Genomic DNA, 23,583 nt, shown 5'->3' on the forward strand with positions numbered 1-23,583 from the left:
CGCCATCCAGCCGATTTGGCGGCGACATAGCGCAGATGCGCCTCAGGTGCAAATCAGGCGACGCGTTCGCGCAGCGGCAATGGGCGCACCTTGGACGATGCCTGCCATTCGCGATCGAGAATGGCAAAGTGCAATTCCTCGTCCCATTCGCCCTGGAAGAGCGCATGCTCACGATAATGCGCCTCAAGGCGCATGCCTAGCTTCTGCATCAGCTTGGCTGAGTGATGATTGCGGCCATCGCAGCGCACGAAAATGCGGTGAATGCGGAAATGATCGAAGGACAGGTTCAGCATGGCTGTCAGCGCTTCTGTGAGGAAGCCGTTGCCAGCGTGGGCGGGATCGATGCAGAACAGCAATTCGCCCTGCCCCGCGGTCGCGTCAGACCATTTCAGCGAAACATGGCCAAGCACGGCCTGATCGCCTTTGCGCTGCATCGCAAGGGTAAGAACATCGCCCGGACGCTGCAAACCGATCTGGTTGCGCATGACTTCGACGGCGCCGGCAACATCTTCAGCATAGCGCGTTGGGCGAGCCAGGTAGCGTTGGACGGACGGCAGAGTGAGATAGCGTGCGACCAGGCGCACATCACTGCGCTCAAACGGACGAAGAACAAGACGATTGGTAGTGATTGGAAAATTCAAACCCGACATGACGATTCCGCCCCTTATGTAAGCTGCTGGACGCTCCAAGGGGACAACGGCATGATCGGATGGAAGTTCCTGCAATATCTAATGAAATTCAGCTCACTTAGCACTTGCAGGCACAAACAGGGACGTCTCCGGATGACATTGGTGAAACCACATATCATGGAGCAATAGGTCTTGCGGCGATCAGGGCTGGTTGTCGCCCTGCCATTCGCGCTGCAAAACAGCATAGATGAACTCCTCATCCCAGCCACCCTTGAACCGTGCATGCTCGCGAAAGTGTGCTTCACGGCGCATGCCCAACCGCTCCATGAGGCGCCACGACGGGCTGTTCCGTGCGTCACACCGTGCAAAGATGCGATGGATGTCCCCACCATAAAATCCCAGGTTGATGACCGCACGCGCCGCCTCCGTCGCGTAACCACGGCCCTGATATTCCGGGTGAAAAATCCAGCCTATCTCGGCCTGACGGGCATCGACGTTTCGCCAGATAAGCGACATTTCGCCAATGACGCGCGAGCTATCTGAAAGCTCCACCGCCAGCACAATCTTGTCGCCCTCTTCTGCCCAATTGGTATGGACGATGCGCTGCTGCACCGCTTGGGCGCACTCATCTCGGCTGAGCGCTGAATCGAAGAGGTAGAGTGCGACATCAGCCCGACCGCGATAGTCGAACACCGCATCGACATCACCGCGGGTGAATGGGCGGAGCCGCAACCTTTTTGTCGATACCGGGAAGTGCGGATAGTAACCCATGATACTTTCTCCGCGGATTAAGGGAACGTTGAGGCATCTTGCAGACCCGCAACGAGCATGCAACTTTTTGCCATGACCCACAAAAATAATCTTAACCTGGATCAATACGGACATTGCGACTGCGGCGCCAATTCCGTTCACGTCGCCGGCCGACCAGTGTCGATGTTCATGTGCTCATGCGAGAATTGCCAGCGCGTTGGCGGCGCCGGACATTCTGCGGTCGTTCTATTCCGTGCCGAAGAAGTTAGGACGCGAGGCGCGCTGAAATTTATCTCCCGCCCGGCTGCATCGGGAGCAAGCTTCACGCGCCACTTCTGCCCCGAATGTGGCACCACGCTATTTGCTCAGAGTTCGCGCGCCCCTGCCCTTCGTATCGTCCCTGTGGGCGTTTTCGCGGGTGACAATGACTGGTTTACGCCAAATCAGCTGATCTTTTCACGGAGCCATCAAGCCTGGGATCTGATCGCCGATCACCTTCCGCGTCACGACACCTATAGAAAGGACGAAGCGTGATGAGCCTGGCATGCGACGAGTTGAGCGATCGCGTCCGCGATGTCCTCGGGCCCCTGCCTTTTCTCACCGAGAAGAAAATGTTCGGCGGCCGCGCATTTATGCAAAACGGAAACATGCTGTGCTGCCCGACAAAGGAAGGCAGTCTCATTGTCCGCGTGGGCAAGGACGGAATGGATGAGGCGCTTGCCATTTCCGGAGCCAGCATCATGGATATGGGCGGCCGCAGCATGACCGGCTTCGTCGTCGTCTCGGGCGATGCCCTCGAAGACGACGACAATCTCGCTGATTGGCTGGGGCGATGCCGACGCTTTGTCGCCACGCTCCCAGCCAAATAGAATTACGGCGCTTTACCGAAGACAAGCGCCGCGTTGACGCCGCCAAAACCAAAGGAATTGGACAGCACGTAGTCCAACTGCTTGGGCTTTGCCTTGTTCGGCACTAGATCGAAAATGTCTGCCTCTTCTACCGGATCGTCGAGATTGATCGTCGGCGGCAGCATGTCGTTGCGGATCGCCTGAATGGCCACGATAGCTTCGAGCGCCCCTGCTGCGCCGAGAAGATGACCCGTAGCCGACTTGGTGGACGAAACCGCCAGATCCTTGCCGCGCCCAGCGAACACAGCCCCGATGCCGGCAATCTCAGCCATATCGCCGACCTGGGTCGATGTGGCATGCGCATTGACGTAACCAATTGCCGACTGGTCGATCCCAGCCATTTTGATCGCATTACGCATCGCAACCTGCGCTCCTGCCCCATCCGGAGAGCCTGAGGTCAGATGATAGGCATCGGCGGACGTGCCGTACCCAGCAACGATCGCCAAAGGCGTCGCACCGCGCTTTAGCGCATGGCTGAGCTTTTCTATGACGACAACAGCAGCGCCCTCCGACAGCACAAAGCCATCATGGCCCTTATCGAATGGCCGTGAGGCTTTGGTCGGATCATCCGCATAGGCCGTGGAAAGCGCGCGGGCTGCGCCAAAACCGCCGACCGAGATAGGATCGACAGATCCCTCGGCGCCACCGGCGACGACGACTTCGGCTTCACCTGTCAGCAGCAAGCGCACACCATCGCCAAGGGCCTGAGCGGAAGCAGCACAAGCCGTAACCGGCGTGCCGATTGGACCGCGAAACTGGTAGCGAATGGATACCCAGCCAGCGGCGAGATTGGCGAGGAAGGACGGCACGGTGAAAGGCGACAATCGGCGCGGCCCCTTCTCGCGAATCGTCTCCACCGCCTTGGCCATCACCGGCGAACCGCCGACCCCCGAACCGATGATCGTCGCGGTAGCCAGTTGGTCCTCAAGCGTTTCGGGAAACCAGTTTGCCTGCGCCAGGGCTTCAGCCGTCGCACCCAGAGCATATTGGATAAAGAGGTCCATCTTCTTGACCTCTTTTGCGTCGATGAAGTCGACGGGGTCAAAGCCGTGCTCATCGCGATCCTTGCCAGGCACGAGGCCGGCAATCGGCGACACGAAACCCTCGGTATCGAACCGATCATTGCGTACGATACCGCTTTTGCCCTCGATCAACCGGCGCCAGAAAACCTCGACACCAACGCCAAGTGGGGTCACTGCTCCCATGCCTGTAACGACGATTGGGTCGGATGGATCGGGCTTCAGCATGGGCATGTCCTCTGTGTGAACGGATTCGTTTGGAGATGGTCTGTGTGTGAGGTCCGCTTAAAGGCGGGCGATAGTGCGGAGACCGTTGATAACAGTCTCATAATCGGGGTCGCGCAGTGCGAGGCGCAGGTCGGCAATCGAGCTTCGCCACTCGGGAATGGCTTTGTTGAAAGCCGCGCGGCCGGTTTCCGTCAGGGCATAGGGCCGCGCTTTTCCCTCGGCGATCGCTTCGGTTGCGATCAGACCTTTTCGTTCGAGCAGTGCCAGATTGCGCGACAACGTGGTGCGTTCCATGGCCAGTTCGCTCGCCATTTCCGAGATGGAGCGGTTCGGCCGGCTGACCAGCATCCCCATAATATTGAATTGCGCCGCGGTAACGCCGAACGGCCGTAGGCGCCGATCGGACAGACGCGTGACCGCTCGCGCGGCCATTCGCGTGTTCAGCACAAGGCAAATATCAAAGTCATCCTGCATGGCAGCTCAGTACGCCCGTGCATATGCACGGGTCAATGGCATGCCCCCTTGCCGGACCCGTCTTTGCGCTTCGCGCTCATAATGCTATAGGGGCTGCGAAATTGGCCGAGGGGCCAAAGCAAGGATTTTCAGGGAGTATCCGATGAGCAAGATCAAAGTCGCCAACCCAGTTGTGGACCTCGACGGCGATGAAATGACCCGCATCATCTGGCAGGCGATCAAGGACAAGCTGATCCATCCCTACCTCGATCTCGACATCAAGTATTATGATCTCTCGATCGAAAACCGCGACGCCACCAACGATCAAGTGACCGTGGATTCGGCCAATGCCATTCGCGAATATGGCGTCGGCATCAAATGTGCCACCATCACCCCCGATGAGCAGCGCGTCGAAGAATTCGGCCTCAAGAAGATGTGGAAGTCGCCCAACGGCACGATCCGCAACATCCTTGGCGGCGTGATTTTCCGCGAGCCCATCATCTGCAAGAACGTGCCGCGCCTCGTTCCCGGCTGGACCCAGCCGATCATCGTCGGCCGTCACGCATTCGGTGATCAGTACCGCGCCACCGATTTCACATTCCCCGGCAAGGGCACGCTGACCATCAAGTTCACCGGCGAAGACGGTCAGGTCATCGAGCACGAAGTCTATCAGGCTCCGGGCGCTGGCGTGGCGATGGCCATGTACAACCAGGACGAGTCGATCCGGGACTTCGCCTATTCGAGCTTCAACTACGGCCTCGCCCGTGGCGTGCCGGTCTACCTCTCGACCAAAAACACCATTCTCAAGGTCTATGACGGCCGCTTCAAGGATATCTTCCAGGAGATCTATGAAGCCGAGTTCAAGGAAAAGTTCGAAGCCAAGAAGATCTGGTACGAACACCGCCTGATCGACGATATGGTTGCTTCGGCCCTTAAGTGGTCAGGCGGCTATGTCTGGGCCTGTAAGAACTATGACGGCGACGTGCAATCCGACATCGTGGCCCAGGGCTTTGGCTCGCTCGGCCTGATGACCTCGGTTCTGGCAACGCCCGATGGCAAGATCGTGGAATCGGAAGCCGCCCACGGCACCGTGACCCGTCACTACCGCCAGCACCAGCAGGGTAAGGAAACCTCGACGAACTCGACCGCGTCGATCTTCGCCTGGACCCGTGGCCTCGCACACCGCGCCAAGCTCGACGACAACGCGGCACTCGCCAAGTTTGCCTCGACGCTCGAAAAGGTCACCGTCGACACCATCGAAGAAGGCAAGATGACCAAGGATCTCTCCTTGCTCGTCGGCCCAGATCAGCCATGGCTCTCGACCATCGGCTTCCTCGACGCCATTGACGCCAACCTCCAGAAGGCCATGGCGTAAGCGCTCTAATCGCTTTGAATTGAAAAAGGCCGGATCTCACGATCCGGCCTTTGCTTTTGGGGTACAGCCCTACTTTTTCTTCCCCCCGGCTTTCGGCGGCGTGATGGTCAACTCGAACCGCTCGCCCGCCTTGATGGTCACCGGCGTTTCGCTTTCGACATCGCCCTTTTCTGAAAACACGATGTAGTCGCCCGCTTTGAGCGTGGTTTGCACGTTCGGCCCATAGCCATAGTCGAACGATGTAATATTGCCCGCGATGTCCTTGGTGGGGCTGCGGAATTCGACATAATCGTCGCTCGGTGTCGTCACCGCCAGCACGCCTGCGTCAAGCACAACCGGAATATCCGTCCGTTCACCGGTCGCGACACTGAACGGAATCTGACCCGTCGTGCCGTCCAGCTTGTAGTCCATGACGTAGTCGCCCGGCGCCAGCTCGAAATCCTGCTCGCCATCATAGCCATAGGCTATCGAACTCCGCGTGCCATCAAGCGCCACTTTGGCATCGAAGATTTCCATGTATAGGTCATTATCTTCGACCTTTACGCCGGGCGCGTACTCAGCCTTGAAGAACACAAGACCCGTGCCAACGATGACGTCTTCATCGATCGTCTCGCCTGCCTTTACCGTGTAAGACCGAGTCACCGTGGCCTCTCCGATCGTCACGTCGAAGTCTAGCTTTCCGGCGGGCAGAACGAGGACCTTATCGCCATATTGCGTCGTGACATTTTCGCTGTTGTGGCGAATTCCGATTGAGGCATTTTCATTCACCTCGGCACCCTCGCTCGACTTTGGATGCAGCTTGAAGACGGCTGCGTTGAGGATGAAATGCGTGTCGTTGACCTTATCTGCTACGATGGTCACGGGCTGTTCAGCAGTGGCATAACCATATTCGACTGTGACGATATAATCGCCGGGTTCCAACGTCCCTTTGAAGCGGGCATAGTAGTCGGTGTCGATCCATTCACCCTTTGTGCCGTCGGGGTTCACCTTGAACCACTGCCAGGTCAGATTGAGCGGACCACCGTCCTCGATATCCGGTCCACCTTCGGACAGCGACGCGGTCGGCGCAAAGTTGTATTCGACCTTAGGCGCCGGTTCAGGTTTCGGGGCTGGTTCGGGCTCTGGTTTCGGCTCGGCCTGTACCACTTGCGCGACGGTCTTTGTCAACGCGTCGACAAGGCCCGCACCATCGGCGGCAGAAAGATATTGGCCGCCCGTATTTTCCGCGAGACAAGCCACCTGCTGGCCTTCTTCATCGGAGAGACCAAAGCCCAGGACATGGGTGGTAAAATCGACGCCCTGCTTTTCAAGTTCGCTTGCAAGCTGGCACGGATCGACCTCGCAGGTTTCGAGCCCATCGGTAATGAGGATGACCGTGGCCTTTTCCTCGGTGTAGCGCAGGTCTTCCGCCGCAAGTTTTACTGCGTCGGAAATCGGCGTCATCCCCTTGGGATTGATGCTATCCGCCGCTTTGGCGATCGCCGCTCCCGTGCCGACGGCTGGCTCGACCAGCATTTCGATATCGCCGCAATCGCCCTTCTTGCGATGCCCATAGGTCATGAAACCGAGTTCGAGATCGTCCGGCAGATCCGCTAAAACTGACGCCAGCGTTTCACGCGCAATGGTGATCCGCGCCTTGCCATCGATCTGCGCCCACATGGAACCGGATCCATCGAGCACGATGATGGCGCGCTCCGCCGATAAGGCCGGAAAAGCCAGGCCCAGCGCGGCTATCGCGCCAAGCATGGCTCGCTTGAACATAGTCATGGAATGCCCTCCAGAAGCGGCCGGTCACCGGTCCGCCATGCTCCAACCAAGCCATTGCGCGGCTGAAGCCGGGATGAATGGCGGAGCCAGATTATCCCGAGTTAAGGCGGACTAGAAGAGCGTGACCGCGAAGAACAAGCTTAGTATGGTAGATTGCTCGCTCACGAGTCCAAACCCCGATTTGTCAGGTAGTTGAGATGCCCGTCGGCGTCATTCTGGCCTTTTTGGCCTATGCCAGTTATTCCATCGGTGATGCACTGATCAAAGCCACGGGGTCCGGCCTGTCGGTCTTCGAAATCGCGTTTTTCACCACGAGCTTTTCGATCATTCCCGCTCTGCTGACGAAGCGCGGCGAGCGCTGGCGCGACATCTATAAGTTGCAGCATCCCTGGCTTGTGCACCTGCGCTGCGCAACGGCGATCTCGGCCACGGCTTGCGTCATGTATGCCTTTACCCATATTGCCTTTGCCGACGTCTATGCCATTGGTTTTACAACACCTTTGTTCGTGACCCTGCTGTCGGTAGTGCTTCTCCACGAGCATGTTTCCGTGCCGCGTTGGCTGCTCCTGCTCGTCAGTTTCCTCGGCGTCGTGCTGGTCATCCGTCCGGGTCTTCGCGAGCTTGAAATGGGCCATTACGTGATGATGGTCGCTGCCGCTCTGGCCGCGGTCACAACAACCGTGCTCCGCCATGTAGCGCCCAAAGAGAGACGCGTCAGCCTTGTCGGGCTGCAGGTGCTCTATTCCGGAATTTTCAATGGCTTCATGATGATACGGACTTTCGTGGTACCCAATCTGGAGCAGATGGCGATCCTTTTGGGCATTGGTCTACTCGGTGGTGTCGGTGCGCTGCTGCTCATTCAGGCCAGCAAGCAGACGCCTGCCAACCTGATCGCACCGGTTCAGTACAGTCAGCTGATCTGGGCGATCCTGTTCGGCGCGCTCTTTTTCGGCGAATATCCGGACTGGATTGCGGTCGTCGGGATGCTAATCGTGGTCGGAGCGGGGCTCATGAATGTGCTCAGCGAGAAGCGACCGATCCGCTGGAAGCCGCGAGTGTTCTTCTTCCGAATTGGGGAGTGATCCGGTAGCAGTCCGTTACCATCGACGCGTCCTCAGCGGCGAATTGGTTCTAGAAACGACAAACCCCGCACCGATGGCGCGGGGTTTTGTGTTTAAGGCTGCCGTTCGATCAGATCAGGGCGCGAATAGCGGCGACGGCGTCGTCGGCCTTGGAGGCATCTGGACCGCCACCCTGGGCCATGTCCGGACGGCCACCACCACCTTGCCCGCCCAGCGCTGCGGTTGCTGACTTGATCAAGGTGCCGGCGGCATATTTGCCGGTGAGGTCTTCCGTCACGCCGATGGCCACGGTGCCCTTGCCGTCTTCGCCCTTGAGGACGATGACGACGACGCCGGAGCCGATGCGCTTCTTTTCGGCATCGACGACTGTCTTGATATCCCTGGCGGCGACGCCTTCGACGACGCGGCCGACGAAAGTCACACCATTGACGGTTTCAGTGGCACTGCCGCCTTCGCCGCTGCCGCCGAGGGCCAGCTTCTGGCGCGCGTCGCTCAGGGCCTTTTCTGCGCTCTTGATCTGGTTTTGCAGGGCTTCGATGCGCTCGAGCACTTCATGCGTGCCGGAGCGGAGGAGGCTGGCAGCCGACGAGACGATGTTGACATTTGTATTGCCGCGATGCCGGGCGGCCTTGCCGGTGAGGGCCTCGATGCGGCGGACGCCTGCGGCAGACGCGGTCTCGGTGACAATCGAAACGAGGCCGATATCGCCGGTGCGACGCACATGGGTGCCGCCGCAGAGTTCGACGGACCAGCCCAGACCATTACCGGTCGGCTCGCCCATGGAAACGACGCGGACTTCGTCGCCATACTTCTCGCCGAAGAGAGCGCGCGCGCCCGATTCCTTGGCTTCATCGACGCCCATCAGGCGCGTTTCGACCGCGGTGTTCTGAAGGATGATCGTATTGGCGATATCCTCGACCTCGGCGATTTCCTGCGGGGTCATCGGCTTTGTATGCACGAAATCGAAGCGCAGGCGATCGGCGGACACCATCGAACCCTTTTGCGCGACGTGGTCGCCGAGCACGAGACGCAGGGCTTCGTGCAAAAGGTGGGTGGCAGAATGGTTGGAGCGGATCGAGGAGCGACGGTCGTGATCGACGACGAGCTCGACCGCCTGACCAACCTTGAGCGTGCCTTCCGTGACTTTCACCTTATGGCTGAAGACGCCGTGGTGCTTGCCAGTGTCGAGAACGTCGGCGGCAAAGCCTTCGCCCTTGATGACGCCGGAGTCGCCGACCTGGCCGCCGCTCTCGCCATAGAACGGGGTCTGGTTGACGACGACGACGCCGTCCTGGCCGGCGGCGATCTCGGCGACTTCAGCGCCATCGACCAGCAATGCCTTGATCTCGCCTTCGGCCGTCTCGGTTTCGTAGCCGAGGAATTCGGTCGGACCGAGCTTGTCGGCAAGGCCATACCAGACGGTATCGGTGGCCGCTTCACCCGAGCCAGCCCAGTTCTTGCGGGCTTCAGCCTTTTGCTGGGCCATGGCAGCGTCGAACCCTGCCTGATCGACCGTGATATTGCGCGAACGCAGGGCGTCTTGCGTCAAATCGAGCGGGAAGCCATAGGTATCATAGAGCTTGAAAGCGGCGGCGCCGTTGAGCACATCACCTTCGCCGAGGCCGGATGTTTCCGATTCAAGAATCTGCAGGCCACGGCCAAGCGTCTTGAGAAAGCGACCTTCTTCGAGGCGAACGGTCTCGGCGATCATGGCTTCGCCGCGGCTAAGTTCGGGATAGGCCTGGCCCATTTCCCGAACGAGCGCGGGGACAAGCTTGTAGATCGTCGGTTCGCTCGCGCCCAGAAGGGTTGCGTGACGCATGGCGCGGCGCATGATGCGGCGAAGAACATAGCCGCGGCCTTCATTTGAGGGCAGTACGCCTTCGGCAATGAGGAAGCTCATCGAACGGAGGTGATCAGCAATGACGCGGAGGCTCCGATTGCCCGGACCATCGACGTCGGCATTCGTGGCATTGGCGGCGGCCGAGATCAGCGCCTTGAAGAGATCGATGTCGTAATTGTCGTGAACGCCCTGCATGACTGCAGCAACACGTTCGAGACCCATGCCGGTGTCGATGGACGGACGCGGCAGGCCGGTGCGGGACCCATCGGCATGCTGTTCGAACTGCATGAAGACGAGGTTCCAGATTTCGATCCAGCGATCGCCATCTTCATCCGGCGAGCCCGGAGGGCCGCCCCAGACCTTGTCACCATGGTCATAGAAGATTTCCGAGCACGGACCGCAGGGACCGGTATCGCCCATCTGCCAAAAATTCGACTTGGCGCCGAGGCGCACGATGCGGTCTTCGGAAAGACCGGCGATCTTCTTCCAGAGTTCGAGCGCTTCGTCATCGTCCTGATAGACAGTGACCATCAGCTTGTCGCGCGAAAGGCCCCAGTCCTTGGTGAGAAGGTTCCAGGCGAGCTCGATCGCTTGCGGTTTGAAATAGTCGCCGAACGAGAAATTGCCCAGCATTTCAAAGAAGGTGTGGTGGCGCGCAGTGAAGCCGACATTGTCGAGGTCGTTATGCTTGCCGCCGGCACGCACGCATTTCTGGGCCGTCGTCGCCGTCGAATAGGGGCGCTTTTCAAGACCCGTGAAGACATTCTTGAACTGCACCATGCCGGCATTGGTGAACATCAGCGTCGGATCATTGCGCGGCACGAGCGGGCTCGAGGCGACGGCTTCGTGGCCATTGCGGGCGAAGTAATCGACAAAGCTCGAGCGGAGATCGTTTACGCTGGTCATCAACAGGCTTTCATGACGAACAGAACGCGGGCGCGTCCAGAAAGAAACGTGGCTTTCTATCGTGCGAATGACGGAAATGTCCAGCATTGCGGCGATATTGGGATGGGAGAAGGTTGGGGTGGCTGATGCCGATACATCAGCACTTGTTTCCTCACCACAAGGAGAAGAGCAGCATCGGACCAACTGCCAATTACAACTCGCCCTAGAAAAAGACCCCCGCCGATGGCGAGGGTCGAAAAGTATGCATGGGACTTTTGTGGAGGCTTTATTCGTCGCCGGCGTCTTCCTCGCCACCGGCCACGAGCAAGACTTCGCCAAGGAGGCCCGAACTCTCGCGGACGCCCTGCTCGATCGTGTTGGCAATCTCCGGATTGTCCTTGAGGAACTGACGGGCGTTTTCACGGCCCTGCCCCAGGCGCTGGCTATCCCAGGAGAACCAGGCACCAGATTTGTCGACGATGCCGGACTTGACCCCGAGATCGAGCAATTCGCCAGTCTTGGAAATGCCTTCGCCATACATGATGTCGAATTCGACCTGACGGAACGGCGGAGCAAGCTTGTTCTTGACCACCTTGACGCGGGTCTGGTTGCCAACGATCTCTTCGCGATCCTTGAGCGCCCCGATGCGGCGGATATCGAGACGAACCGAAGCATAGAATTTCAGCGCATTGCCGCCCGTGGTCGTTTCGGGCGAGCCGTACATCACGCCGATCTTCATGCGGATCTGATTGATGAAGATGACGAGGCACTTGGACTTCGAAATAGACGAGGTCAGCTTGCGCATGGCCTGGCTCATCAGGCGGGCCTGAAGGCCTGGAAGCGCATCACCCATTTCGCCTTCGAGTTCGGCGCGCGGGGTGAGCGCTGCAACCGAGTCGACGACTAGAACGTCGATAGCACCGGACCGGACCAGCGTGTCGGTGATTTCGAGCGCCTGTTCGCCGGCATCCGGCTGGGAAATCAACAGGTCATCGACATTGACGCCGAGCTTACGCGCATAGACCGGATCGAGCGCATGTTCCGCGTCGACAAAGGCGCAGATGCCCCCTTTGCGCTGCGCTTCGGCAATGACATGCAAAGCCAGCGTCGTCTTGCCCGAGCTTTCCGGCCCAAAGATTTCGACGATACGGCCCTTGGGCAATCCGCCAATGCCAAGAGCGATATCGAGACCGAGCGAGCCGGTCGAGATCGATTCCACTTCGATTGCGGAATTTTCGCCCAGGCGCATGATAGAGCCCTTGCCGAAATTCCGCTCGATCTGGCTCAGCGCTGCCGCAAGAGCCTTGTCCTTATCCATCGATCCACCCTCAACAACGCGAAGCGGCGAGCTAGCCATGATTTCTCTCCTTATTTCACGCTCTCGAGGACCACGCAACGCGCTGGGTCGAGAGATCAATGTCCACAAATCGTGCTGTATTTGTTCTCATTATGTTTCGGTACTGTCAAGGCACAAAAAGAGAACATTTAGATTGACCGATGCGACCTCGTGTGATGATTCTACGGATGATTGGGACCGCGAGTCTCAAAAGTATGATTTTTGACTAGACAGGCTGCGACTGGTTGCGCTTTATGCCTGCCAAGCTGCCGAAGGCCCCAGGAGGCAAGGAAAGTCATGCACCTTATCCAGTATTTCGATGACAATGGCACCCGCGCCGTGGGCGTGACGCGCGACGGAGCGACTCGCAAGGTCGAGGGCGTCAGCAGTGTCTATGAACTGGCTCAGGCAGCCCTGGCGGGCCTTGGCGGTCTATCGGCCGCGATCGATGCGCGTGGTCTTGGTGGCACTGTAGATAAGGCCGCCCTTTTGGCCGAGGGCCGGTTGCTGGCTCCTATCGATCACCCCGACGCGACGCATATGCATGTAACTGGTACTGGCCTGACCCATCTCGGATCGGCCGCAACGCGCGACGCCATGCACAAGAGCAATGGTGAAAAGCCGGCGGGCGAATTGACCGACAGCATGAAAATGTTCCGCATGGGGCTGGAAAACGGCAAGCCAACTGGCGGCGAAAAGGGTGTGCAGCCTGAATGGTTCTATAAGGGCAATGGCCATATCGTTTCCAATCCAGGCCATCCCATCCCCTCGCCGTCCTTTGCGCTCGACGCAGGCGAAGAGCCGGAGATCGCCGGCATTTACCTGATCGATGCCAATGGTCAGCCACGCCGCCTCGGCTTTGCATTGGCCAACGAATTTTCCGACCACGTGACCGAGCGGATCAACTATCTCTATCTGGCGCATTCCAAACTGCGCGCCTGCTCTTTTGGCCCGGAATTGCGGGTCGGCGATCTGCCCAATCATATCGAAGGGATGTCGCGCATCCGTCGCGACGGCGAAGTGCTCTGGGAAAAGCCGTTCCTCTCCGGCGAGGACAATATGAGCCACACCATCGCCAACCTCGAATATCACCACTTCAAATATGGCCTCTTCCGTGAGCCAGGCGATGTGCATGTCCATATGTTCGGGACGGCGACGCTGAGCTTTGCGGATGGCATCTCGACCAAGGAAAACGACATCTTCGAAATCGAGGAGAGCCAGTTCGGCTTGCCGTTGCGCAATCCGGTGCGTCTCGAGCAGGAAAAGCCAGTGCTGATCAGCGGGCTCTACTGAGCGTCTCGCAAGACTGACATCGGGCCTCTCGCTGAAAAGCGAGGGGCCCTTTTTGTTTGTCGAAGGGCGCTGCACTTTACTCGCCGCAACTAACATGTCAGTTGTTTTGGAGGGAGTTAAGGGAGGTTTCTGGTGACCAGCAGGTTTGACACGCGGCGCGTGGGCGAGACGGCGCTCGAGGTGACCACACTGGGGCTTGGCTGCGCATCGCTGGCCGGGATTTTCTCGCGCGTGCCGGCTGACCAGGGTCGCGCCACGGTGCAACACGCACTCGACAAAGGCATCACCTATGTTGATACCGCGCCGCAATATGGCTTGGGGCGATCGGAGCATTTCGTAGGCGACGTGCTGCGCGAGGCAGCGGTTCGGCCCGTGGTGTCGACCAAGGTCGGGCGGTTGCTCAAGCCGGTTTCGCCAGACCGGCAGGACAAAGGCAACTGGGTCGATCCCCTGCCCTTCGATCAGCAATACGATTACAGCTATGATGGCGTCATGCGCTCGTTCGAAGATAGCCTACAGAGGCTGGGGCTCGACCGGGTGGACATCGTCTATGTCCACGATATCGGCACGGCGACGCATGGGGTTGAGGGCAACAAGCCGCTCTGGGCGCAATTGGCGGGCGGCGGGTACAGGGCGCTGCGCGGGCTCCGCGATAGCGGAGTGATCAAGGCGATCGGGCTCGGCGTCAACGAGTGGCAGGTGTTGATGGACGCCTTTGCGCTTGGTGATTGGGACGTGTTCCTACTGGCTGGCCGTTACACGCTCCTGGAACAGACTTCGCTGGAGCCATTCCTCTCGACCTGTATCGCGCGAAAGGCGTCGGTCGTCGTCGGCGGACCGTTCAATTCCGGTATTCTGGTTGGCGGCGACAAGTTCAATTATGAGCGCGCGCCGGAAGAGATCGTCACCAAGGTGCGCGCGATCGAGGCCGTGTGTCGCGAGTTCGGCGTGCCACTGCCCGCGGCGGCGCTGCAGTTTCCGCTGACCCATCCGGCCGTGTGCAATGTGCTGCCAGGTCCTCGCTCGCCCGAGGAGCTGGATGGCATTCTGGATTGGTGGGATTCAGAGATCCCAGACGCGCTGTGGACCGCGCTGGCGGAGAAGGGTCTGCTGGCCGAGGGCACGCCGATACCGGGCGGGACAGCTTGAGCCATCACACGCTGACAGTCTGGGGGCGCAAGACGTCGTCTAATGTGCAAGCACTGATGTGGTGCATCGGCGAACTCGGGCTGCCCTACGAGCGCTACGATGTCGGGCATCGCTTCGGCGGCAATGATACGCCGGAATTTTTGGCGATGAACCCGAATGGGACGGTGCCGGTGCTGCAAGATGGGCTCAATCAGCCCATCTGGGAGACGGGCGCCATACTGCGTTATCTCGCGGGGCGTTATGGCGATGCCCCGTTTTGGCCGAGCGATCCGGCAGTGCGGGCGCCGGCGGATCAGTGGGCTGAGTGGGCCAAGATCAATGTGACGCTGGCTTTTACAGGTCCGGTGTTTTGGCGCGTGGTGCGGACGGCGCCGTCACGGCGTGATCCCGTGGCGATTGCAGCGGCGCTTGAAAAGCTGCATGCGATCCTCGCGATTGCCGAAGCGCAGTTGGCGCGGCATGCATTTTTGGCGGGCGGCGATTTTACGCTCGCCGATATCCAGTTTGGACACGTGCTTTATCGCTATTTCGACATCGATATTCCGCGACCAAGCTGGCCCAATGTCGAGCGTTATTATCACCAACTGACGCAGCGGCAGGCTTTCCGAGAGCACGTGATGGTCTCTTACGACGAGTTACGGGCCCACGACTGAAGCTGATGCGTCAGTTTAGGTCGATTGCGTAACGCTTTAGAATGTCGAGCGGAACGAGGTCGAGGACCTTACGGTTGGTGGCGCGGAGGTGGATCCGCGGCGCTTTGCCGGCCTCGTGGGCCTGCAGCCAGCGGGCGGCGACGAGGCACCAGCGGTTGCCGGGAACGATGCCAGTGAAACCGAATTCAGGGCGTGGCGTCGAGAGGTCATTGCCGACGGATTTGGAATAGGCAAGGAACTCGGCTGTGGCTTCGATACAGACTAGATGCACGGCCGCGTTTTCTGGACCAGCCGCGCAATAGCCGGTGCGGAAGAAGCCCGTTAGAGGATCGTCGGAGCACGGCTGCAGCGCTTCGCCGAGAACGTTATATTCGTTCGGGCCTTCGATGCGGTTTTGGTGGTTCATGAAAGCTCCAAACTGAGGTGGCAGGGCGATGTTGCGCCCTGCCCTAGCCGTCAGTCTTGTCCTGGCGCCGAAGCACTTCCTTGACCTTGGAATTGATCTGGTCGAGCGAATAGGGTTTTGGCAGGAAGTCGACGCTCTGATCATCCTCGATATCGCGGCGCACGCTCTCTTCGGCATAGCCGGACACGAAAATGATCTTCAAATTTGTCATCTTTTCGCGGATGACCTTGAGCATCGTTGGCCCGTCCATTTCCGGCATGACGACGTCGGAAATGATGAGGTCGACCTTGTAATCGAGGTCTTCGAGCACTTCGAGCGCCTCTTCGCCGCCATCGGCTTCGAAGACTTCATAACCCGTGGTGCGCAGAGCGCGAGCCGAGAAAGCGCGGACGCTTTCTTCGTCTTCGACAAGCAGAATGCGTTCGTGGCCAGTAAGGTCCTTGGCTGGCGCGGTGGCGATGGCGACTTTGGCCGCGGTTTCTTCTGCGGTCGGGACGTAGCGGGGCAGAAAAATCTTGAAGGTCGTGCCGACGCCGACAACCGAGACGGGATAGATGAAGCCTTCGGTCTGCTTGACGATGCCGTAGACCGTCGAGAGGCCGAGGCCTGTGCCCTTGCCCAATTCCTTGGTGGTGAAGAAGGGCTCAAAGATTTTCGCCATGACTTCGGGGCTCATGCCGGTGCCCGTATCCTGGACGTCGATAAGGACATAGTCTGCAGCGGCCATGCCATCGAACTTGAGGTCGCGGGCTTCGTCTTCGGTGATGTTGTTGGTGCGGACTGTGATCGAGCCACCATCGGGCATGGCGTCGCGCGCATTGACGACGAGATTAATGATGACCTGTTCGAGCTGCACCACGTCGGCACGGACTGGCCAGATATTTCGGCCGTGCTCGACCGTCAGATTGTTCTTCTCGCCGATCATGCGCTTCAACAGCACGGTGAGGTCATCGACGATCAGCGGCAGTTCGAGCACTTGCGGGCGCAAAGTCTGGCGGCGCGAGAAGGCGAGTAGCTGACGAGTAAGACCGGCAGCGCGATTGGCATTCTGCTTGATCTGCATGAGTTCGCTGAACGACGGATCGCCCGGCTTGTGCTTGAGCAGCAGGAGATCGGAGAAGCCGATGATGGCGGTGAGCAGATTGTTGAAATCGTGCGCGACGCCCCCCGCAAGCTGGCCGACCGCCTGCATCTTCTGGCTCTGAGCGAACTGGGCTTCGAGCTTGCGCTGATCGGTCATATCGAGCGCATAGACGTTGATCTGCTCAGGTGAGCCGGCACTGACTTCGGACGCGGAGATATAGAGTCTGACGGCATGCTCGCCTTCGACGCTCAACTGCGCGTCGACGGGTTCGACTTCACTGCGCTGTGCCGTAGCGTCGGACAGTGCGCGCATAAGCTTGTCGCGGCTGCCTTCGCCGATGAGGTCATGCATCGGCTGCAGTTCCAAGCTCTTTTCCTCGCCAGACCAGCGGAAGATGCGCCCGAATGGAGCGTTGGTTCGCACAATGCGGCCTTGGCCATCGAGGGTAGCAATGGCGAAAGGCGTGTCGTTGAAGAAGCGCGAGAAGCGGACTTCGGCGGCGCGGAGTTCTTCTTCGCTTTCGGGGGCGCTGGAGCGATCGAGGACGAGGGTCCGCGTCTCGCCCAATTCGCCATCAGCAAGACGCGCGGCGCGGTGCAACATACGAACCGGCAAGGCGGTGCCATTGCGGCGCACGAGGTCGATATCGATGATCTCGGTGTGGATTTCGCCATCGCGACGGCCGCGCATCAGGAGCGTCGCACCATCGCCACGGACCACATCGCCAAGGCTCAAATGACCGGCGTTGAACTCGGCAAGGTCGTAGCCCAGCCAATCGGCGAGCGTCGAGTTGAGGTATTGGATGCGGCCTTGAGCATCGGCGGAGAAGAAGCCGGCGGGAGAATGATCGAGATAATCGATGGCGCGCTGGAGATCGAGGAAAGCGGTTTCGTTGCTTTCGCGGTCGCGCGTAATGTCTTCGACGGTCCAGACGACCATCGGCTTGGTCGTCTCATCGGTGGCTGGCAGCGGCCGGACGGAAATGCGATACCAGAAGGCCCGAGCGCTCTCGGTCTGCGACCCACCGAGGCCGCCGACGATGCGCAAATCCTCGATTGCATTACGGCCATCCTTGGCGGCGCGGGTAAGCCGGTAAATGGCCTCGCCGGCATCGGCCTGTCCGGCGAAAAGGCGCGGCAGGCTGACGGGCACGCCATTGGTCAGCGCTCCATTAAAATTGCCATAGTGCGAATTCACATAGGCGATCTTGCCATCGCGATCGGCCACGACGATCCCGCGTGCAGCCGTATCGACCACAGCTCGGGCGATCGTCCGGCGCTCTTCGGACGCCGCGAAGCGGAACAGCCCGGCAGCCAAGCCAAAGAGGAAGAAGACTCCGGCGACGGCCAGCAGCCCCACAAAAGTCATGACCACTTCGGCCGGGACCCGCTCACCAAAGAGCGCAAAGGCAACCGCGGCGCCGACCAGAACAAGCCCCAGCGCCGCGACGCGCCAGAGACCGGCACCGCCCTTGGCAGCAGAAACCAACGGATCGGGGTAGTTGTCTTCGCCGAGCGGCGTCGTGGCCATGAATGGGAGCTCCAGCGCAAAACCTGCCCCGATTCGGGACACTCGACATTGGTTTAGCAAATGGATTCCCCCGTTGGGAGAGCGAAGGCGGCTTTTCCCGCCCTGTGCCTCAAATCCCTGCGGTTTGGCGCAATAAAACCTCACGAAAGGAATTCGAATTTGAACGGGTTGATCATTATTTCCGGCTGCTCAGGCGGCGGCAAATCCACGCTGCTGACCGAACTGTCCCGGCGCGGCTTTGCCGTGATCGAAGAGCCCGGGCGAAGGATCGTTATCGAGGAAGAAGCCGCGGGCGGAAGCGCCCTGCCCTGGCTGGATCTCAAGGGGTTTCTGACCAGAGCAGTGTCGCTCTCGCGAGAGGATCTTGCGACGGCAAGTACACTCGATGGCCCGGTATTTTTCGACCGCGGGCTTTTCGATGCTCTGTCTGGTCTGGCCGAAGTGACGGGCAATCGCGGCGTGCTCTATGAGGCTGGCTATCCGAGCTTCCACAAGACAGTGTTTTTGACGCCGCCATGGCCAGAGATCTACCGCAGAGATGCCGAGCGGCAACATGGGCTAGACGCCGCACTGGTGGAATATGAGCGGCTAAAGCGCGACTACCCCGCAATGGGATATGACGTGATCGAGCTTCCAAAAATCCCGGTCGTCGCGCGGGCGGATTTCGTGATCTCAACCCTAGGCCTCCAGCAGCACAGCCGCGATCAGCGCGCCTTCCAGCTCTGCCCGTGCTTGAGGCGCATGACGAAGCCGATAATCTCGGCGACAGCCTTGAAGTGTTCGGCGGGGATATCCTGGTCAACGTCAACCGACGCGTAGAGCGCGCGGGCGAGCGGCGGATTTTCGATGATCGGCACATCGCTTTCCTTGGCCACGGTGCGAATGCGCAAGGCGACCGCGTCGGCGCCCTTAGCGACGCATTTTGGTGCGCCCATGCCCTTTTCGTATTTAAGCGCCACGGCATAGTGGGTCGGGTTGGTGACAACGACCGTGGCGTCGGGCACGGCCTGCATCATGCGCTTACGCGCCTTCTCCTGCCGGAGCTGGCGAATGCGGCCCTTGACGTGCGGATCGCCTTCCATCTGCTTATATTCGTCGCGCGTTTCCTGCATGGTCATCATCTGCCGCTTCCACCACTTGTTGCGTGTGTAGAAGTAGTCGGCGGCCGCAATGGCGGTGACGACGATGAGCACGGAGGTCAGGATCTTGACCGCCAATTCCTGGAAATCGAGCAGGATGACGATCGGGTCGGCCGTCATCATGGTGTCGAGGCGATCTCGCTCGGGCCAGACGGTCATCACGACGACGGTGCCGACAACGGCGATCTTGGCGAGCCCCTTTCCAAAATTGACCAGCGCTTCGCCCGAGAACAGGCGCTTGGCTCCAGCGAGCGGAGAAATCTTGGAGAATTTCGGGGTGACGGGCTCGGTAGAGAACAGCGGCTTGTGCTGGATGAGATTGGCAACGACGCCGCAGACATAGAGCACGCCAAGCGGGGCTAGCACTGCGCCGATCATGGCGAGCGCGAGCCCATTGAAAAAGGCAGAGAAACCCGACCCCTCGACGTCGAAGCGATCGGCATTCATCATGATGATCTGCAGTGGATTGCTGATCTGCTGGGCGACCCAAGGCGCCATCGACGAGACCACGACGGCCATGCCCACCAGCATGAACCAGGCCGTTACCTCCTGGCTCTTGGCGACATCGCCCTTTTTATGGGCTTCCTCGAGCTTTCTATGGGAGGGATCTTCTGTTTTGCTTTCCTGCTCCGGGGCCTCGTCTGACATCGACTACCCCCTCCACATGGCCAGATGATTTTCAAAGGCGGAGAGATACCACCCCATCATCATCATGAGCAGGAGCGCGAAAAGCACGAGGCCGGCGAGGATGTTGGCGGGCATGAGCAGAAAATAGACCTGCAAGGCAGGCATCAGGCGCGCCAGGATGCCGGCGCCAAGGTTGAACACGAGTCCGAAGACGATGAAGGGCGCAGACATCTGCACGCCGACCGAGAAGGCGCCGGCGACGGTCTTGAGCGCCAGTTGCATGGCATCTTCCGACATGATGGGCATGGTCGGCGAGAACACATCATAGCTGTCGTAGATCGCCGCGAGGATCATGTGATGGAGATCGGTCGCAAAGATCAGCGTGATGCCGAGGAACGACAGAAAGCTTGAAAACACCGCAGCCTGCATGCCCTGCTGGGTCGGGTCGGCCGCCATGGCGCCGGAAAGGCCAGTCTGGAAGGCGACGATGGCGCCCGCGACCTGGGTGGCCATAGTGGTGATGCGCACAATGGCCCCGATGATGAGGCCGACGGCGATCTCGTGAAAGAGGAGGCCCAGCATCGGCCCGAAATCGGTCGATGCGGGCGGGATGACGTCGCGCAACAGCGGGTAGAGCACCAAAGTCAGCAGCAGCGCAAAGGAGAGACGCAAGCGCGCGGGGATCGTGTCTTCACCCAATGCCGGCATGAGCATCAGCATCGCGGCGATGCGCGAAAACAAGATGAGATAGGTGAAGGCGGCAAAAGGCGCCCAATCGATGTTGAGCGTAAACATCAGCCGCCGACGATGATCATGTCGACCACGCGCGTCATATAGGCCGACATGGTCGCTCCCATGAACGGCAGGGCGATCAGCATGGTGACGAAGATGGCGATGATCTTGGGCACGAAGACCAGGGTCTGTTCCTGAATCTGCGTGAGCGCCTGGAAGAGCGCGATGACGACGCCGACGACGAGACCGACGAGCATCATGGGAAGGGACACGATGACGAGCGTCCAAATGCCCTGATTGGCAATGTCGAGAACTTCGGCGCCGGTCATTTTAGTCGCTCCGCGAACAGAATCGCGAAGCCATAGGTAACTGATTCCTGAATCCGCCGCGAATTCTATGCAGCGGCGACCCTCAAAGTTGCGAGAGCGAAAGCATGCCTTAGATCGGCATGCTCATGATCGATTCATAGGACTGGATGACGCGGTCGCGAATGGTCACGATGCTGTCGATGGCAAATTCGGTCTGGGACATGGCCGTGACCATGTCGACAACGTTGGCTTTGCCGTTGACCATGTCGATGGCCATTTTGTCCGAGGAGCGGCCGGTATCCACGACACCCTGCACCGACTGGGCCAGCATCTGGGCGAATTCATTGCCTGATTTGCCGGCATTGGTGCCGAGCTGCGCGCCCGGCTGCGACGCCTGGGAGAGAAGACGGCTTGCGGCATCGTTGAGCGACGCGACGGCAGTCGGGTCGGCGGCGCGGCCGGTTTCGGCGATGCCCTGGACCGACTGGGCCAGCATCTGTGCGAAGTTCGGACCACCGGAAATCCCGGCGATCGTGCTTTCGACTTCCGGACGGCTGATTTGCGATGCGAGGCGGCTGGCATTGCCATAGGCCGCGGCTGCGATGTTGAATGGTGTCGACGCCATGATATTTGCCCCCTAGAACGTCAGCCGCGCAGGATGTCGAGCGTTTGCCCGAGCATCTGGCGAGAGATGGTAACCACGTTGAGATTGGCCTCGTAACTGCGCTGGGCCTCGCGCATGTCCATCGTCTCGATGAGCGTATTGACGTTGGGATACTGGACGTAGCCGCTGGCATCCGCTGCCGGATGGCCGGGTTCGTAGCGGCTCGTGAAATCGCTTTGGTCGAGGGCAACCTTGCCCATGGTGATGACCTTGCCGCCAAGTTCCTGGTTCATCACCGTTTCGAACGTCGGCACGCGGCGACGATAGGGCTGGCCGCCCGGCGTCGAGGCCGTCGAGTCGGCATTGGCGATGTTTTCAGCGATGACGCGCATACGGGCGGACTGAGCATGAAGGCCAGTTGCGGCGATGCCGATCGAAGTGTTGAAGTCCATGGGTCACGCCCTCCTTATGCTGTCTTGCCGAGAGCGGTCTTCAAGATCTTGACCGACTTCTGGTAAAGGGAGGTCGCGGCCTGATAATCCATCATATTGGTCGTGACCTTCATCATTTCGTCTTCGAGCGTGATGCCGTTTCCGCGCGGCGTGACCTCGAAATTCACCATGCGCTGATCGGCAAAGCTTGAACCGCCGCCAAGGCTGGTGGAAAAGTGCATAGGCTGGGTCGCTGCAGTCGCCACCGTCGGCGCCTGTGCGACCTTGAACCGATCCTCGAAGTTGTATTGCTTGAGGTCGCGACCCTTGAAGCCGGGGTTATCGGCGTTGGCGACGTTTTCGGCGAGCAATCCCTGCCGGGCCTGATGCCAGCGCATCTTGTCCGTCAGCGCCGCGAAGACCGGCATATCCAACAATCCCATCGCCAGCGCTCCTTGAGTCCAGGCTAGATAGGAAAATCCTGCCCATTTGTGGTTAAAGAAGAGTTAATAGAGCGCGCATGCTGTCCCAAATTGCCTCGCAATCTGCACGATTGCCTGGTTTGACTGGGCAGAAAATGCCCGTCAGAATCACGGCGGCCACTTTAGGAGTTAGAATCAGTGCAGTTCATCACCAGCCTTTTCGGCGGTAGCGGCAGTACATACCTGACCGCTTTCTTCGCCCTCGGGGCCGTAATCGTCCTCATCATCCTCGGTGTATGGCTGCTCAAACTGGTCTTCAACGTGTCGAGCAATGGCGTGCGTGGACGCAACCGGCGCCTCGCGATCATCGACACTCTGGTGGTCGATCAGAAGCGGCAATTGCTGATCGTGCGGCGTGACAATGTCGAACACCTGATCCTGACCGGCGGCAGCCAGGACCTCGTCGTGGAATCGGGGATCACGCCTCCGGAGCCGCCCGCCGCGCAAACCTCGCGCCGCCCCGTGCCAATGGTTGGCCGCCGCCCGGCCAATGAAGGGCGCAAGACGGATGTGAAGCCGACGATCGTGCCGGCTGCGACTGTTGCAGCGGGCCCCGGCGCCGCCGCAGATCGCGCCCGCGAAGCCAACAAGGTGCGCGAGCATGCGCCGGGCAAATCGCTGCGCCATACGGGCCTGCTGCGCCCGGTAACGACGCAGGACACTTTGCCGCCGGGGTATAAAGCGGACATTTCGCCCGTAAACGCGGCCGACTCAGCTAAAGAAGGCGCAGACGAGCCGGTTAACGAAAGCATAACGCGTGATCACGAAGCGCAGGGCGAGAGCAACAGAAACTAGCGTCCCGCGCAGGCGCCTCAAGAAAACGGCCTTCATCGGCCTGGCGCTTGCTGCCGGGCTGACGCTTCTGGCAAC

At 59.7% G+C, this 23,583-nt stretch carries 23 protein-coding genes; 8 read left to right on the forward strand and 15 right to left on the reverse strand.

What is annotated here, in order from left to right; genetic code table 11:
- Positions 1–53 precede the first annotated feature (53 nt).
- Both ASE94_RS10805 and ASE94_RS10810 read right to left on the reverse strand, forming a co-directional pair.
- A complete protein-coding gene (locus ASE94_RS10805) occupies positions 54–650 on the reverse strand; it encodes a GNAT family protein (RefSeq protein ID WP_062630400.1) in 597 nt (198 codons plus the stop codon).
- A gap of 180 nt (positions 651–830) precedes the next feature.
- Positions 831–1,514 (reverse strand): GNAT family protein, encoded by a 684-nt coding sequence (locus ASE94_RS10810; protein ID WP_244484020.1) that lies wholly within the window; start codon positions 1,512–1,514, stop codon positions 831–833.
- 398 nt (positions 1,515–1,912) lie between these two features.
- Here ASE94_RS10810 and ASE94_RS10815 point away from each other — a divergent pair, with 398 nt between their 5' ends.
- On the forward strand, positions 1,913–2,248 hold the full coding sequence (locus tag ASE94_RS10815) for a TfoX/Sxy family protein (protein ID WP_200913632.1): 336 nt from the start codon (positions 1,913–1,915) through the stop codon (positions 2,246–2,248).
- A gap of 2 nt (positions 2,249–2,250) precedes the next feature.
- Here the strand turns inward: ASE94_RS10815 and fabF are convergent, their stop codons facing one another.
- Positions 2,251–3,534 carry a beta-ketoacyl-ACP synthase II gene (gene fabF, locus ASE94_RS10820; protein ID WP_062630467.1) on the reverse strand — a complete coding sequence of 428 codons (1,284 nt, stop codon included), beginning with the start codon at positions 3,532–3,534 and terminating at the stop codon, positions 2,251–2,253.
- A 57-nt stretch (positions 3,535–3,591) separates the two neighbouring features.
- Positions 3,592–4,008 (reverse strand): MarR family transcriptional regulator, encoded by a 417-nt coding sequence (locus ASE94_RS10825; protein ID WP_062630402.1) that lies wholly within the window; start codon positions 4,006–4,008, stop codon positions 3,592–3,594.
- Positions 4,009–4,150: 142 nt separating this feature from the next.
- On the opposite strand from ASE94_RS10825, the gene ASE94_RS10830 reads away from it, so the two are divergent.
- Entirely contained in the window at positions 4,151–5,362 is a 1,212-nt protein-coding gene (locus ASE94_RS10830) for an NADP-dependent isocitrate dehydrogenase (protein WP_061911247.1), read from the forward strand.
- 69 nt (positions 5,363–5,431) lie between these two features.
- Here the strand turns inward: ASE94_RS10830 and ASE94_RS10835 are convergent, their stop codons facing one another.
- Positions 5,432–7,129: a VWA domain-containing protein gene (locus tag ASE94_RS10835; protein WP_082461155.1), complete on the reverse strand. Its 1,698-nt coding sequence runs from the start codon at positions 7,127–7,129 to the stop codon at positions 5,432–5,434.
- A gap of 197 nt (positions 7,130–7,326) precedes the next feature.
- Between ASE94_RS10835 and ASE94_RS10840 the strand changes: the two genes are divergently transcribed.
- Entirely contained in the window at positions 7,327–8,211 is an 885-nt protein-coding gene (locus ASE94_RS10840; protein WP_062630404.1) for a DMT family transporter, read from the forward strand.
- Positions 8,212–8,320: 109 nt separating this feature from the next.
- Here ASE94_RS10840 and alaS read toward each other — a convergent pair whose 3' ends face one another.
- Both alaS and recA read right to left on the reverse strand, forming a co-directional pair.
- A complete protein-coding gene (alaS, locus tag ASE94_RS10845) occupies positions 8,321–10,960 on the reverse strand; it encodes an alanine--tRNA ligase (RefSeq protein ID WP_062630468.1) in 2,640 nt (879 codons plus the stop codon).
- Positions 10,961–11,225: 265 nt separating this feature from the next.
- Positions 11,226–12,296: a recombinase RecA gene (gene recA, locus ASE94_RS10850; RefSeq protein WP_061911241.1), complete on the reverse strand. Its 1,071-nt coding sequence runs from the start codon at positions 12,294–12,296 to the stop codon at positions 11,226–11,228.
- A gap of 276 nt (positions 12,297–12,572) precedes the next feature.
- Between recA and araD1 the strand changes: the two genes are divergently transcribed.
- The 3 genes from araD1 (at position 12,573) to ASE94_RS10865 (ending at position 15,370) form a co-directional block, all read left to right on the forward strand.
- Complete coding sequence (gene araD1, locus ASE94_RS10855) at positions 12,573–13,568, forward strand: AraD1 family protein (protein ID WP_062630405.1); 996 nt, start codon at positions 12,573–12,575, stop codon at positions 13,566–13,568.
- A gap of 132 nt (positions 13,569–13,700) precedes the next feature.
- Positions 13,701–14,717, forward strand: coding sequence for an aldo/keto reductase (locus ASE94_RS10860; RefSeq protein WP_062630406.1), 1,017 nt, complete (start codon positions 13,701–13,703; stop codon positions 14,715–14,717).
- A complete protein-coding gene (locus ASE94_RS10865) occupies positions 14,714–15,370 on the forward strand; it encodes a glutathione S-transferase family protein (RefSeq protein ID WP_244484021.1) in 657 nt (218 codons plus the stop codon). The genes ASE94_RS10860 and ASE94_RS10865 overlap by 4 nt, the downstream gene beginning before the upstream one ends.
- Positions 15,371–15,380: 10 nt before the next feature.
- Here the strand turns inward: ASE94_RS10865 and ASE94_RS10870 are convergent, their stop codons facing one another.
- A complete protein-coding gene (locus tag ASE94_RS10870; RefSeq protein ID WP_062630408.1) occupies positions 15,381–15,776 on the reverse strand; it encodes a DUF2237 domain-containing protein in 396 nt (131 codons plus the stop codon).
- Between the two features lie 43 nt (positions 15,777–15,819).
- Positions 15,820–18,390 carry a PAS domain-containing sensor histidine kinase gene (locus ASE94_RS10875; protein WP_062630409.1) on the reverse strand — a complete coding sequence of 857 codons (2,571 nt, stop codon included), beginning with the start codon at positions 18,388–18,390 and terminating at the stop codon, positions 15,820–15,822.
- 159 nt (positions 18,391–18,549) lie between these two features.
- Here ASE94_RS10875 and ASE94_RS20655 point away from each other — a divergent pair, with 159 nt between their 5' ends.
- The gene (locus ASE94_RS20655) at positions 18,550–19,209 is read left to right on the forward strand and encodes an AAA family ATPase (RefSeq protein WP_082461156.1); all 660 of its coding nucleotides are present in this window, start codon (positions 18,550–18,552) and stop codon (positions 19,207–19,209) included.
- Here ASE94_RS20655 and flhB read toward each other — a convergent pair.
- The 6 genes from flhB to flgB all read right to left on the reverse strand — a co-directional run bounded on the left by flhB (position 19,095) and on the right by flgB (position 22,674).
- Complete coding sequence (gene flhB, locus ASE94_RS10885; protein WP_062630411.1) at positions 19,095–20,177, reverse strand: flagellar biosynthesis protein FlhB; 1,083 nt, start codon at positions 20,175–20,177, stop codon at positions 19,095–19,097. The genes ASE94_RS20655 and flhB overlap by 115 nt on opposite strands.
- A gap of 3 nt (positions 20,178–20,180) precedes the next feature.
- On the reverse strand, positions 20,181–20,951 hold the full coding sequence (gene fliR, locus ASE94_RS10890) for a flagellar biosynthetic protein FliR (RefSeq protein WP_062630412.1): 771 nt from the start codon (positions 20,949–20,951) through the stop codon (positions 20,181–20,183).
- On the reverse strand, positions 20,951–21,217 hold the full coding sequence (gene fliQ, locus ASE94_RS10895) for a flagellar biosynthesis protein FliQ (protein WP_061911225.1): 267 nt from the start codon (positions 21,215–21,217) through the stop codon (positions 20,951–20,953). The genes fliR and fliQ overlap by 1 nt, the downstream gene beginning before the upstream one ends.
- A 109-nt stretch (positions 21,218–21,326) precedes the next feature.
- Positions 21,327–21,821 (reverse strand): flagellar hook-basal body complex protein FliE, encoded by a 495-nt coding sequence (locus ASE94_RS10900; RefSeq protein ID WP_244484022.1) that lies wholly within the window; start codon positions 21,819–21,821, stop codon positions 21,327–21,329.
- Positions 21,822–21,841: 20 nt separating this feature from the next.
- Positions 21,842–22,252, reverse strand: coding sequence for a flagellar basal body rod protein FlgC (flgC, locus tag ASE94_RS10905; protein WP_061911223.1), 411 nt, complete (start codon positions 22,250–22,252; stop codon positions 21,842–21,844).
- A 14-nt stretch (positions 22,253–22,266) separates the two neighbouring features.
- Positions 22,267–22,674 carry a flagellar basal body rod protein FlgB gene (gene flgB / locus ASE94_RS10910; protein ID WP_061911221.1) on the reverse strand — a complete coding sequence of 136 codons (408 nt, stop codon included), beginning with the start codon at positions 22,672–22,674 and terminating at the stop codon, positions 22,267–22,269.
- A 177-nt stretch (positions 22,675–22,851) separates the two neighbouring features.
- Between flgB and ASE94_RS10915 the strand changes: the two genes are divergently transcribed.
- Entirely contained in the window at positions 22,852–23,508 is a 657-nt protein-coding gene (locus ASE94_RS10915) for a flagellar biosynthetic protein FliO (protein ID WP_062630413.1), read from the forward strand.
- Positions 23,509–23,583 lie beyond the last annotated feature (75 nt).

This window comes from Devosia sp. Leaf64, assembly GCF_001421945.1.
In the GTDB taxonomy this organism is placed as follows: domain Bacteria; phylum Pseudomonadota; class Alphaproteobacteria; order Rhizobiales; family Devosiaceae; genus Devosia.

What these genes read in the sequence shown, in the direction of transcription:
- flgB (WP_061911221.1), bottom strand. Translation starts at nt 22,674, where the DNA reads ATGGGATTGTTGGATATGCCGGTCTTCGCGGCGCTGACGGACAAGATG.
- araD1 (WP_062630405.1), top strand. Translation starts at nt 12,573, where the DNA reads ATGCACCTTATCCAGTATTTCGATGACAATGGCACCCGCGCCGTGGGC.
- ASE94_RS10900 (WP_244484022.1), bottom strand. Translation starts at nt 21,821, where the DNA reads ATGGCGTCGACACCATTCAACATCGCAGCCGCGGCCTATGGCAATGCC.
- ASE94_RS10825 (WP_062630402.1), bottom strand. Translation starts at nt 4,008, where the DNA reads ATGCAGGATGACTTTGATATTTGCCTTGTGCTGAACACGCGAATGGCC.
- ASE94_RS10870 (WP_062630408.1), bottom strand. Translation starts at nt 15,776, where the DNA reads ATGAACCACCAAAACCGCATCGAAGGCCCGAACGAATATAACGTTCTC.
- ASE94_RS10810 (WP_244484020.1), bottom strand. Translation starts at nt 1,514, where the DNA reads ATGTCCGTATTGATCCAGGTTAAGATTATTTTTGTGGGTCATGGCAAA.
- fabF (WP_062630467.1), bottom strand. Translation starts at nt 3,534, where the DNA reads ATGCTGAAGCCCGATCCATCCGACCCAATCGTCGTTACAGGCATGGGA.
- recA (WP_061911241.1), bottom strand. Translation starts at nt 12,296, where the DNA reads ATGGCTAGCTCGCCGCTTCGCGTTGTTGAGGGTGGATCGATGGATAAG.
- ASE94_RS10805 (WP_062630400.1), bottom strand. Translation starts at nt 650, where the DNA reads ATGTCGGGTTTGAATTTTCCAATCACTACCAATCGTCTTGTTCTTCGT.
- alaS (WP_062630468.1), bottom strand. Translation starts at nt 10,960, where the DNA reads ATGACCAGCGTAAACGATCTCCGCTCGAGCTTTGTCGATTACTTCGCC.
- flhB (WP_062630411.1), bottom strand. Translation starts at nt 20,177, where the DNA reads ATGTCAGACGAGGCCCCGGAGCAGGAAAGCAAAACAGAAGATCCCTCC.
- ASE94_RS10840 (WP_062630404.1), top strand. Translation starts at nt 7,327, where the DNA reads ATGCCCGTCGGCGTCATTCTGGCCTTTTTGGCCTATGCCAGTTATTCC.
- ASE94_RS10815 (WP_200913632.1), top strand. Translation starts at nt 1,913, where the DNA reads ATGAGCCTGGCATGCGACGAGTTGAGCGATCGCGTCCGCGATGTCCTC.
- ASE94_RS10875 (WP_062630409.1), bottom strand. Translation starts at nt 18,390, where the DNA reads ATGGCCACGACGCCGCTCGGCGAAGACAACTACCCCGATCCGTTGGTT.
- fliR (WP_062630412.1), bottom strand. Translation starts at nt 20,951, where the DNA reads ATGTTTACGCTCAACATCGATTGGGCGCCTTTTGCCGCCTTCACCTAT.
- ASE94_RS10830 (WP_061911247.1), top strand. Translation starts at nt 4,151, where the DNA reads ATGAGCAAGATCAAAGTCGCCAACCCAGTTGTGGACCTCGACGGCGAT.
- flgC (WP_061911223.1), bottom strand. Translation starts at nt 22,252, where the DNA reads ATGGACTTCAACACTTCGATCGGCATCGCCGCAACTGGCCTTCATGCT.
- ASE94_RS10835 (WP_082461155.1), bottom strand. Translation starts at nt 7,129, where the DNA reads ATGACTATGTTCAAGCGAGCCATGCTTGGCGCGATAGCCGCGCTGGGC.
- fliQ (WP_061911225.1), bottom strand. Translation starts at nt 21,217, where the DNA reads ATGACCGGCGCCGAAGTTCTCGACATTGCCAATCAGGGCATTTGGACG.